10 protein-coding genes are annotated in these 11,535 nt (G+C 57.8%); 4 read left to right on the forward strand and 6 right to left on the reverse strand.

Annotation, left to right across the window (positions count from 1 at the left end; all coding sequences use genetic code 11):
* Nucleotides 1–579: KpsF/GutQ family sugar-phosphate isomerase (locus tag CW267_RS28450; RefSeq protein ID WP_133124763.1), on the forward strand; the 579-nt coding region annotated here is incomplete at its 5' end.
* Here the strand turns inward: CW267_RS28450 and norR are convergent.
* On the reverse strand, nt 542–2,092 hold the full coding sequence (norR, locus tag CW267_RS28455) for a nitric oxide reductase transcriptional regulator NorR (RefSeq protein WP_072122124.1): 1,551 nt from the start codon (nt 2,090–2,092) through the stop codon (nt 542–544). The genes CW267_RS28450 and norR overlap by 38 nt on opposite strands.
* Before the next feature lie 188 nt (nt 2,093–2,280).
* Here norR and norV point away from each other — a divergent pair, with 188 nt between their 5' ends.
* Entirely contained in the window at nt 2,281–3,729 is a 1,449-nt protein-coding gene (gene norV, locus CW267_RS28465) for an anaerobic nitric oxide reductase flavorubredoxin (RefSeq protein WP_032731130.1), read from the forward strand.
* Nucleotides 3,726–4,859, forward strand: coding sequence for an NADH:flavorubredoxin reductase NorW (norW, locus tag CW267_RS28470; protein WP_072122123.1), 1,134 nt, complete (start codon nt 3,726–3,728; stop codon nt 4,857–4,859). Before norV ends, norW begins: the two co-directional genes overlap by 4 nt.
* 194 nt (nt 4,860–5,053) lie before the next feature.
* Here norW and CW267_RS28475 read toward each other — a convergent pair whose 3' ends face one another.
* Together CW267_RS28475 and CW267_RS28480 are read right to left on the reverse strand one after the other, a co-directional pair.
* On the reverse strand, nt 5,054–6,001 hold the full coding sequence (locus tag CW267_RS28475; RefSeq protein WP_008806168.1) for a hydroxyacid dehydrogenase: 948 nt from the start codon (nt 5,999–6,001) through the stop codon (nt 5,054–5,056).
* Nucleotides 5,998–6,693 carry a diguanylate cyclase gene (locus tag CW267_RS28480; RefSeq protein WP_008806169.1) on the reverse strand — a complete coding sequence of 232 codons (696 nt, stop codon included), beginning with the start codon at nt 6,691–6,693 and terminating at the stop codon, nt 5,998–6,000. The genes CW267_RS28475 and CW267_RS28480 overlap by 4 nt, the downstream gene beginning before the upstream one ends.
* A 166-nt stretch (nt 6,694–6,859) precedes the next feature.
* On the opposite strand from CW267_RS28480, the gene CW267_RS28485 reads away from it, so the two are divergent.
* A complete protein-coding gene (locus CW267_RS28485) occupies nt 6,860–7,576 on the forward strand; it encodes an IclR family transcriptional regulator (protein ID WP_008806170.1) in 717 nt (238 codons plus the stop codon).
* A gap of 39 nt (nt 7,577–7,615) precedes the next feature.
* Here the strand turns inward: CW267_RS28485 and CW267_RS28490 are convergent, their stop codons facing one another.
* From CW267_RS28490 to CW267_RS28500, 3 genes are read right to left on the reverse strand one after another with little or no spacing between them, the layout of a single operon-like run.
* Complete coding sequence (locus CW267_RS28490) at nt 7,616–8,950, reverse strand: MFS transporter (RefSeq protein WP_022065928.1); 1,335 nt, start codon at nt 8,948–8,950, stop codon at nt 7,616–7,618.
* 58 nt (nt 8,951–9,008) lie between these two features.
* Nucleotides 9,009–10,277 carry an MFS transporter gene (locus CW267_RS28495; protein ID WP_064142776.1) on the reverse strand — a complete coding sequence of 423 codons (1,269 nt, stop codon included), beginning with the start codon at nt 10,275–10,277 and terminating at the stop codon, nt 9,009–9,011.
* Nucleotides 10,267–11,322, reverse strand: coding sequence for an amidohydrolase family protein (locus tag CW267_RS28500; RefSeq protein ID WP_064142775.1), 1,056 nt, complete (start codon nt 11,320–11,322; stop codon nt 10,267–10,269). The genes CW267_RS28495 and CW267_RS28500 overlap by 11 nt, the downstream gene beginning before the upstream one ends.
* Between the last annotated feature and the right edge of the window lie 213 nt (nt 11,323–11,535).

Below are 11,535 nucleotides of genomic sequence, written 5' to 3' on the forward strand. Positions count from 1 at the left end.
CTGGCGCTGGCGGCAAAAGCGGTGCTGGATATCGCCGTGGAGCGCGAAGCCTGCCCGATGCATCTGGCGCCGACCTCCAGCACCGTCAACACGCTGATGCTGGGCGACGCGCTGGCGATGGCGGTGATGCAGGCGCGCGGTTTCAATGAAGAAGATTTCGCCCGTTCCCACCCGGCGGGCGCCCTCGGCGCGCGTCTGCTGAACAAGGTGCATCACCTGATGCGCCGCGACGAAGAAGTGCCGCGGGTCAACGCCGAGGCCAACGTCATGGACGCCATGCTCGAACTCAGCCGAACCGGGCTCGGCCTGGTGGCGGTCTGCGATGAAGCCAACCGCGTGCAGGGCGTTTTCACCGACGGCGACCTGCGCCGCTGGCTGGTTGCTGGCGGTACGCTCAACGATGGCGTCACTCAGGCGATGACCCGCAACGGCGTGACGCTGCAGGCGGAAAGCCGCGCGGTGGAAGCCAAAGAGCGGCTGATGAAACACAAAATCAGCGCCGCGCCGGTGGTGGATGAAAACGGCCAACTGGTCGGCGCCATCAACCTGCAGAATTTTTACCAGGCAGGGATCCTTTAAGCCCCAGACGTTTCGCCAGCCGATGCAGGTTGGCGACGTCCAGTTCCAGCGCACGGGCGGTCGCCGCCCAGTTGCGCTGGTTCGCCTCCAGGGCGCGGCTAATCGCTTCTCGCTGAAAAGAGTCGGTCGCCTCGCGCAAATTGACGTTTTCCGTCGCCGGCGCCGCTGCCGCCGTCTCAGTCGGCAACATCGGCGCCGTCACCGCAAACTGGAAATGCTGCGGCTCCAGTACCACTTCATCACCGGCCTGGGTGGCCCGCGCCAGCACCACCGCCCGGTGAATAGCATGCTCCAGTTCGCGCACGTTGCCCGGCCAGGACCACTGCTGCAGCCTGTTTCGCGCCGCTTCGCTGAGTATCACCCGCGCCAGCCCCATCCGCAGGCGGCACTGCTCACAGAAATAGCCCGCCAGCAGCACCACATCGTTTTCCCGTTCGCGTAGCGCCGGAACCGACAGCGGGAAGACGCTCAGCCGATGGTACAGGTCGGCGCGAAAGCGCCCTTCCACCACCTCCTGGCGCAGATCGCGGTTCGTCGCCGCCAGCACCCGCACATCGACCCGCAGGCTGCGGTCATCGCCGACGCGCTGAATATCGCCATACTGTAGCACGCGCAGCAGTTTCGCCTGCAGCGCCAGCGACAGTTCGCCGATTTCATCAAGGAACAGGGTGCCGTTATCAGCCATCTCAAATTTACCGCTGCGGTTGCTGATAGCCCCGGTAAATGCCCCTTTCACATGGCCGAACAGCTCGCTCTCCGCCACGCTTTCCGGCAGCGCCGCGCAGTTGAGATAGACCAGCGGATTGGCGGCTCGCGGCGATCCCTGGTGCACCGCCTTCGCCACCAGCTCTTTACCGGTGCCGGTTTCGCCGCTTATCAGCACGTTTAAATCCGAGGCGGCGACGATATCGATCTCTTTTTTCAGCTGCAGCATGGGTGCCGACAGGCCGATAATCTCCTGACGCTCAGGCTGCGCGTCATTCACCGGTTGCACCGGCAACACATTTTGCGCCTCAAGGCGGGCGATGAGCAGCGCGTTATTCAAGGCGCCAGCCACCAGCGCGGCAATCAGCCGCAGCTCTTCATCGCTGAAACTATCAAAACGATCGGCATCCATACCATCAAGGGTCAGCGCGCCAATCAGCGTCTGTCCGGCAAACAGCGGCAGGCCAACGCAGGCGTGAACCTTCAGGCTCTCATGACCGGGGATCAGCCCGTCATAGGGGTCGGGCAAATCGCTATCCGCCGGGAAGCGCACCACATCCCCGGCGCGCGCAATCGCCTCAAGCCGCGGGTGTCCTTCCAGGGCAAAGCGCCGACCAAGCACATCCTGCGCCAGGCCATCGATCGCCAGCGGCACAAACTGATGCGCCTCATAGCGCAGCAGCGCTGAGGCATCGCAGCCGAGGATCTGCCGCAGGGTAGTAATCAGGCGCGAAAAACGGTCGGCATGACCGATATCGCTTTGTAAATCAATGGCGATTCTCGCCAGCTCGTCGACGGAAAAACTCATTGCCGCTCCATTGTCATTTTGACAACACGCATTGTCATATCGACTATTTTAGCCATTGTCATTTTGACAGCAACCAAAATCAGAAAAAAATTAAAAATAGCTAATTATCAATGAATTAAAAAGTTGGCATGCAACTTGATATAAGCCAGTCAACTGAGTTTAAACACACTGTATTGATTGAGGTTGCTATGTCTATTGCGGTTAAAAATAACATTCTTTGGGTTGGCCAACGTGACTGGGAAGTGCGTGATTTCCACGGCACCGAATATAAAACGCTGCGCGGCAGCAGCTACAACAGCTATCTCATCCGCGAAGAGAAAAACGTGCTGATCGATACCGTCGATCATAAATTCAGCCGCGAGTTCGTGCAGAACCTGCGCAGCGAAATCGATCTGGCCGACCTCGACTACATCGTCATTAACCACGCCGAAGAGGACCATGCCGGCGCGCTGACCGAACTGATGATGCAGATCCCGGATACGCCGATCTACTGCACCGCCAACGCCATCGACTCGATCAACGGCCACCATCACCATCCGGAGTGGAACTTCCACGTGGTGAAAACCGGCGATACTCTCGATATCGGTAATGGTAAACAGCTGATCTTCGTGGAAACACCGATGCTGCACTGGCCTGACAGCATGATGACCTACCTGACCGGCGATGCGGTGCTGTTCAGCAATGATGCCTTCGGCCAGCACTACTGCGACGAACACCTGTTCAACGATGAAGTGGACCAGATTGAACTGTACGAACAGTGCCAGCGCTACTACGCCAACATCCTGACGCCGTTCAGCCGCCTGGTGACGCCGAAAATTACTGAAATCCTCGGCTTCAACCTGCCGGTGGAGATGATTGCCACCTCCCACGGCGTGGTCTGGCGCGATAACCCGACGCAAATCGTCGAGAAATACCTCGAGTGGGCGGCGGATTATCAGGAAGATCGCATCACGATTTTCTACGACACCATGTCCAACAACACCCGTATGATGGCGGACGCCATTGCCCAGGGGATCACCGAAGTTGACCCGCGGGTGGCGGTAAAAATCTTCAACGTCGCCCGCAGCGACAAAAACGACATTCTCACCAACGTTTTCCGCTCGAAAGGTGTGCTGGTGGGCACCTCCACCATGAACAACGTGATGATGCCGAAAATCGCCGGGTTGGTGGAAGAGATGACCGGGCTGCGTTTTCGCAATAAACGCGCCAGCGCCTTTGGCTCGCACGGCTGGAGCGGCGGCGCGGTAGACCGCCTCTCCACCCGCCTGCAGGATGCCGGCTTTGAGATGTCGCTGAGCCTGAAAGCCAAATGGCGCCCGGATATCGACGCGCTGGAATTGTGCCGCCAACACGGACGCGATATCGCTCGTCAGTGGGCCCTCTCGCCGCTGCCGGTTGCTGAAGCAGCGACAACGCCGGAACAACAGGACTGTGCCTGTGCCGCCGCCGCGGCCGCTGACCTCGGTCCCATGATGCAGTGCAGCGTGTGCCAGTGGGTCTATGACCCGGCGAAAGGCGAACCTAACCAGGATGTCCAGCCGGGTACGCCGTGGAGTGAAGTGCCGGACAATTTCCTCTGCCCAGAGTGTTCTCTTGGCAAAGATGTCTTTGACGTACTGGCGACGGAGGCAAAATGAGTGATGGCATCGTCATCATCGGCTCGGGCTTCGCGGCCCGCCAGCTGGTGAAAAATATCCGTAAGCAGGATATGCAAATCCCGCTGACCTTAATCGCCGCCGATAGCATGGATGAATACAACAAACCGGACCTCAGCCATGTCATCAGCCGCGGGCAGAAGGCCGACGATCTGACCCTGCAAAGCGCCGGCGAGTTCGCCGAGCAGTATAATCTGCGTCTGTTTCCCCATACCTGGGTGAGCGATATCGACGCCGAAAAACGGTTAGTGAAGAGCCAGGATAACCAGTGGCGCTATGACAAACTGGTGCTGGCCACCGGGGCGACGCCGTTTATCCCGCCGGTGCCGGGACGCGAGCTAATGCTGACGCTGAACAGCCAGCGCGAATATGGCGCGGCGCAGAGCCAGCTGCACGACGCGAAGCGCGTGCTGATCGTCGGCGGCGGCCTGATTGGCTGCGAACTGGCGATGGATTTCTGCCGCGCCGGTAAAGCGGTAACGGTGGTCGATAACTCAGCCAGCGTGCTGGCGGCGCTGATGCCGCCGGAGGCCAGTAGCCGCCTGCAGCATCGGCTTACCGAGATGGGCGTACATCTGATGCTCAAGGCGCAGCTTGAGGGGTTAGAGCAAACCGCCGACGGCATTCGCGTCAGTCTCGACCGCCAGCGCGCGATAACCGTCGATGCGGTGGTGGCCGCCGCCGGCCTGCGCCCGGAAACGTCGCTGGCGCGCCATGCCGGATTGCAGATTAACCGCGGCGTGGTGGTCAATAATCAACTGCAAACCAGCGACCCGGCGATTTATGCGCTCGGCGACTGTGCGGAAATCAACGGTACGGTACTGCCGTTCCTGCAGCCGATTTTACTCAGCGCCATGTGCCTGAGTAAAAACCTGCTGGCGCAAACGGGCGAGCTCACCTTGCCGCCAATGCTGGTGAAAGTGAAAACGCCGGATCTGCCGCTGCATCTGGCCGGCGACACCCGCCGCGACGATCTGACGTGGAATATCGTAGCCGCCAAAGAGGGGCTGGTGGCGAAAGGCCTGGATGCAGAGAATCAACTGCGTGCCTTTGTGGTCAGCGAAGACAAGATGAAAGAAGCCTTTGCGCTGCTCAAGCAACTGGTGAGTTGATTACCGTCCAGGCAGCCCTGTTTTGCCGGGTGGCGCTACGCTTACCCGGCCTACGGAGGCCGCCCGTAAGCTCATATACTGTAGGCCCGCGCAAGCGCAGCGCCGCCGGCGCAGGGGGCGGCGTCTGGCCGCTCCCTGCGCCACGGAAAACAGAGTGCCGAAAAATTAACCGGGAGCGCAGGTTCGGTTAACACTCAAAACGTTGTTTCTGTCTGAGCCGACTCCTGCAGCACCTGCAGAATGTTGGCTGCGGCGGCGGTCCCCATTTTCACGTAAGAGGCATCGCTAACGCCACCCACATGCGGAGACAGAATGACATTATCAATCGCCTGCCAGATATGCGGCGTGGTGAGTGGTTCACTGTGAAAGCTGTCGAGCGCCGCCCAGCGCAAGGTCCCCGCTTTTAATGCTGCGGCCAGCGCCACATCGTCAATCAACCCGCCGCGCGCAGTATTCACCAGGATAGCGCCCGGCTTACACTGCGCCAGCGTGGCAGCATTGATCATTCCTCTGTTGTGTTGCGTCAAGGGACAATGAAGGGACAGAACATCGGCCTGCATCAGCAGGTCTTTGAGTTCGTCAACACGTTCACATTCCGGCGGGACCGTTTTCGCGTAGGGATCGTAAGCCAGAACCTTCATACCAAAGGCGACGGCAATTTTCGCCACACGGCTGCCAATAGCGCCGAGGCCGACCAGTCCCAGCGTTCTGCCCTCAAGTTCGAGTGATTTATGCGTTGATTTATCCCAGTGCCCTTCACGCAGGCGGCGGTCAAGCGGAATTACCGACTTGGCACAGGCCAGAATTAACGCCCAGGTGTGTTCGGAAACCGCGGCGGCATTGGCCCCCGTCGCCGCGCGAACCATTATGCCGCGCGCGGTGGCCGCCTCAACGTCAATGACATCAATGCCGCTGCCATGTTTGGCAATCACCTTCAATGCCGGGGCGGCATCCATGACGGCGGCCGTGATTTTGCCATAGCGCACCAGTATCGCGAGCGGATTGTGCTGCTGGCACAAGGCTATCAGCTGGGATTCTGTTGGCTGGCGGCCGGCAAAGACAAGCTCGTAATCTTCCAGCATCTCCAGCGCTGCTGCAGCCAAATCGCTGCCGGTAATCAGGATGACGTTTTTAGCGCTCATGGCAGTGTCTCCCCTTCGCTCAGCATCCCTGCCTGACGCAGAGCGCTCTCCAGCCAGTGCGGACGAAGGTCGCCGTCGCGGATAGCAACCAGACGTTTTGATTCCATCGCCAGTTTGCCTTTCGCCAGTTCGATGATGGTGCGAACTTCATCGCGCGGGATAACGACCACGCCGTCAATATCCCCTACCACTAAGTCACCTGCCTGCACGGCGGCGCCACCGACTGAAATAGCGTGATTGACCCTGCCTGGAATGAACTTGGTGGGGCCGCACGGATTCAGGCCGGCGGCGAAAACCGGAAAGCGTTGGTTACTTAAGGTTTCCGCATCGCGAACGGCACCGTCAATGATAATCCCTGCGATACCGCTGGCCTGGGCCTGCGTCGCCATGATCTCTCCCAGCAGCGCGCAGGAGAGATCGCCCTTCCCGTCGATGACCAGCACATCGCCAGGTTTGGCGACGGCCATTGCGGCGTGAATAGCGAGGTTATCCCCCGGGCGGACCTCTACGGTAATCGCTGGCCCGGCAACCGCCATATGCGGCGCCAGCGGCTTGATGCGGCCATGTAATGTGCCACGGCGTCCGGCCACGTCAGCCAGAATGGCGGCCTGAAATTCGGCGGCCTGGCGGACCTCTTCCGCGTCAACACGCGCAATATCAAAGTTGATGAGTTTCTGTTGCGAAGCAGGCATGGTTACTCTCCATTTGTTTTACTAGATACAACTCACGTGTACTATATAAAACAACTATACGAGCATTGCTTCGCTTTTCGCCAGTGTTGCGAAGTTGTTTGTGATGTAAACACGAAGTTACTCACAAAATTCAGGTACAATTTTGTTCGGCAAAAAGGAGAACATGATGGGGAATGAAGGCGTAATTGCCGTTGAAAAGGCGCTGGCTTTACTTGATTGCTTCCGTCCCGGTAATGACAGTCTGACGTTAACGGAGCTGGCCCAGCTTTCGGGATATCACAAAACAACCGTTTATCGCCTGATGAATTCGCTTGAGCGAATGAACTACATCATCCGGCACGACGATGGCACCTATACGCTCGGCCACCGTCTGCTCTATCTCGGCAAGCTCTATGAGCAATCATTTGAACTTGCCAGAGTCGTACAGCCGGAATTGCAGGCGCTGTCACAGGCCTCCAGCGAAAGCGCGAGCTGGTATGTGATTGAGGGGGGACAGCGCCTGTGTCTGTTCCGCGCCGAAGCCTCCCAGGGATTACGCCACAGCAACCTGCCCGGCAGCCAGTTCCCGCTGGATGGTTCCGCTATCAGCAAGGTTTTACGCCACTGGGGATTGGGTGAATCGTTGCAGGAAGACGAACCGACGCTGCCGTTCTATACCTCCGGCGCGCGCGACCCGCACACCGCGGCCTTCGCAATGCCGGTGTTTGGCGTCCACGATAAACTGATCGCGGCGCTGGCCCTGACCGGGCCGGCATCGCGTCTGACGGAAGATCGTAAAGAAAACGGCATCAGCCAGCTCATGCAGGAGACGGCCAACCGCCTGTCGCTCAAGCTAGGCGCCAGCAAGCCATTCTGCGAAAGGTTTTACGGTCTGAAAGAGTAAGATTGGCTAAGAAGGCGGGAAAAATCCCGCCTTTGCTTATTAATGGGTCATCTGTTTTTCCTGCCTGGCAGTCTGCGAGTAACGCCGTCCCATGGCCAGCACCGCAATGCCGCCTGCCAGACACAAGGCGGCCAGCGGCAGCATCGCCAGCGTATGGCTTCCTGTCCGTTCGCTAATAATGCCATAGGCATTCACCATCACCGCGCCGCCAATCAGGTTGGCGATCGCGCCGATGGCCGCCAGCCCGGCGGCGGCTGACGTGCTGCTCATCCAGCCCGATGCCAGCGCCCAGAAGGGGCCCTTCGCCGCATAAGCGCCAATCAGTATGGTACTGAGGATCATAATGGTGGCCGGAAGCGACAGATTGATAAATGCCGCGAACACGCCAGCCGCAATCATAAAGAGGGTAAGCGCCGTGTGCCAGCGGCGTTCATTTTTCCGGTCCGAACTGCGTCCCCAGACAATCATCAGCACCGACGCCAGTCCATAGGGGATGGCATTCAGCAGCCCGGTGGTCAGGTTATCAAGATGGAACGACTTCAGCAGTTGTGGAGACCAGACGCTAAGCGTGGTGCCGGCAGACGACGCACCGGCGTAAATCAACGCCATCAGCCAGATTTGGCGATGCTTCAACAGTTGCCATGTGGTGGTATGACCGATCTGTTTCTGCTGTTGGCGCTCCGCCTGAAGCGTGTTTTCCAGCCACGTCTTCTGCCGGTCGTTTAACCAGCCAGCCTGATGCGGGCGGTCGCGCAAAATAAAGAAAGCGGCAATCCCCAGGAGCACCGCCGGCAACCCTTCAATAATGAATAACAGATGCCAGCCGCGCAGCCCTAACCAGCCATCCAGCATCAGGATCAGCCCTGAAAGCGGTGAGCCGATAAAGTTAGCCAGCGGAATGGCCACCATAAAAGAGGCAATAATACGCGCACGGTAGCGTGACGGGATCCACCAGGTAAGATAGAGTACCACGCCCGGAAAAAAGCCCGCTTCGGCAGCGCCCAGTAAAAAACGGACGATGTAAAGGGAGGTGGTGTTCTGCACCAGCGCCATACACATCGATACCACTCCCCAACTGATCATAATGCGCGGGATCCACAAGCGCGCCCCCACCTTCTGCATCGCCAGGTTGCTGGGCACCTCAAAGATAAAATAGGCGACAAAATACAAACTGCTGGCGAAGCCAAAAGCCGCCTTACTCAGGCCCAGATCCTCATTCATCTGCAGCGCAGCCATACCAATATTGCCCCGGTCAATAATCGACACCAGGTAGCTGACAACCAGGAAAGGCAGGATGCGCCAGATAACCCGCCGCATGGTCTCTTTTTCCAGCGCATCGTTATCGATAGCGCGGTTCGGTAATTGATCGGTCATGGTTTCCTCGCAGGGTTTCATTATGTTTATCAGGAAAACGATGTAGAGATGAAATACGTTACTTCAGCTTGATGCCTCTGGTTTCCGGCGCTCGCCACACCACCAGCATCGCCGCAAGGAAAGCAACCACGGTCGTCGCCAGTCCCGCGGTGAAACCGCCGGCATTGGCGACAGCACCAATCAGTAGCGGCGCAATAAATCCGCCCAGACGGCCGCCATTGTAGGCAAGCCCCATCAGGAAACCGCGCGATGACGTGTCTCCAATGATTTCCGCCAGGAAGGGTCCAGAGCCCGCAAAAATACCGTTAACCCCGAAACCGGCCATGAAAATCGCCACCATCAGAATGATGGGTTGCGTGGTCACAAGGTAAAGCGCGACGGCAATGGCGCCCGTTAACAGATAAATCAGGAACATTGGACGGCGTCCCCATTTATCCGCCAGCACCGAAAACACCAGAAACCCCGCGATGGCCCCAGCCTGCAGCGCAAATACAAATTTCAGACTGTGCAAAAAATCCAGGTGTTTGACTTCTCGCAGATAGGTGGGTGTCCAGGTGAATACGCCCCAGAACAGATACTGAATAAAAAAGATAAAGACAAAGGCCAGCAGCAGACCTTTCAGATTGTGTTTACCCAGCTTCGCGGCAGGTTGACTACTCGTCGCCTTCGCCTGTTGACGAGCAAGCCAAACCTGCGATTCCGGTGTGAACCAGGCCACCACGCTCATAATGAACACCGGCAGCGCGCCGATCATAAACAGATAGCGCCATGCCCCCTGCTCCAGGCCGCCATTAACCGAGCTGACGATTGCCGTCAGGCTGATGGCCAGAATCGCGCCAACGGGCAACCCCATTTGCATCAGCGCCCCGCCGCGCGCGCGCCGCTCTGGCCGCCAGGTTTCCGCAATCAGCGCCGCGCCCGATGTCCACATTCCGCCCATACCCAGCGCGCCGCAAAAACGTAACAGCGCGAAATGTTGTTGATCGTGCGTAAAGGCTAACAGGCCGGAAAAGAGTGAATAGATGGCGATACAGGTCAGCGCCGTTTTTACACGGCCAATTTTGTCGGCGATAAAACCAAACAGGATCCCGCCAATAATCTGCCCCCCGGCCGTGACGCTGATAAACAGCCCAAGCTCGGTTTTATTAATACCGAACACCACGCCCAGTACTGGCAACAGCAATGAAAGCAGAAAGGAGTCATAGCTTTCAAATGTCCAGCCAAGGCCGCCCAGCGCCAGCGTCCGCCTCTCAGCAACGCGCTGCGGCAATGTGTCAGGCATCGCTTTAGTCGCAGTAAATTGATTCAGCTCGCTTTTACTGGTCATTGATCTTCTCCACAGAGGTTAACCGATAACAGGTTGCGGCAGTGCGCCAGAACAACTGCGCCTGTTCGCCAGGGGACATCTGTTGCGCCAGGCGTTTGCAGGCGTTCCAGAAAACGCCGTAGCTAAACATGCCTTTATCGACCGGAAAGTTGCTGGCGAACATGCAGCGTTCCGCACCGAAAAGCGAAACGATGGTCTCAAACCACGGTTGCCAGGCCTGTGCCAGCATTTGCGAATCCGGCGGTGTTTCTGCCGCTGCGAAGGGAAATCCCCTGACCGTCATACCAAATCCGCTAATTTTTACGCATACGTTCGGTAGTTCCGCCAGATGTCGCATACTGTTTCGCCACTGCTGAAACATGTCTGGATCCCGTTCTGAATAGGGTCCAACGCCGACTGGCCCGCCACAGTGATCGAGCACAATCTGAAGCGTTGGTATGTGCCGCGCCAGCTCGGCAATTTCATCCAGTTGCGTGTGGTAAACCCACACATCAAGCGACAATCCATTTTTCGCAAGGCAGAGAGCGCCCCGACGGAACGGATCGCTCAGCGCCAGTCCTGCCGGTGGCGTAACCGGGCTGGACGTGACCCGCGGATCGGGATGCCAGGCCAACGGATTGCGCATCCCACGCAGCCGGCCGCCGGATAACGCTATCGCGCTCTCGATGGCAGGCTGCATCGCATCGCCCGCCAGCAAGCTAAGGCCGCCGATGATGGCTTCGCATCCGAGCGCGTTTGCATAATGTCCGCTGGCGAACATCGCGGCGATACCGCTGGCAAACTCGATTTCACCAAGCGGTTTAAGCGTCTCCGGCCCGTCGCGACGCAACATGGAGCGGCATTGCACATAGACCGATGAGACAACGCGATGCCCTGAGGTCTGGATATCGTCGCTGAACTCATGGGTGAGATAGCGGCCGGTTTGCCGATCCCAAAGATGATGATGCGCATCAATGATGGGCAGCTCGGGTTGTAATGGCGCTTCACGATGTAACGCAAGCCACTCGTTTCTGACCGCAAGGTGCGGCGCGGTAACGATCTCCATGAACACCTCGTTTTATTTTACCCTGTACAACAGTGTTTTATTTTACAAAACTACTATAACGAGGCTGCCGTGTTTTTATCCAGTTAACGAATGGTTTAAATGATGTAAATAAGACGTGAATCACAGATGCTTCGGGTCGTTAAAACGAGGGAAAATGAAGATTTGATAAAAAATAATAATTTTTCAATGAGTTAAGTAATTGAGATTATTGAC

The sequence above is a fragment of the Klebsiella sp. X1-16S-Nf21 genome (assembly GCF_002837615.1).
Lineage (GTDB): Bacteria > Pseudomonadota > Gammaproteobacteria > Enterobacterales > Enterobacteriaceae > Klebsiella > Klebsiella variicola.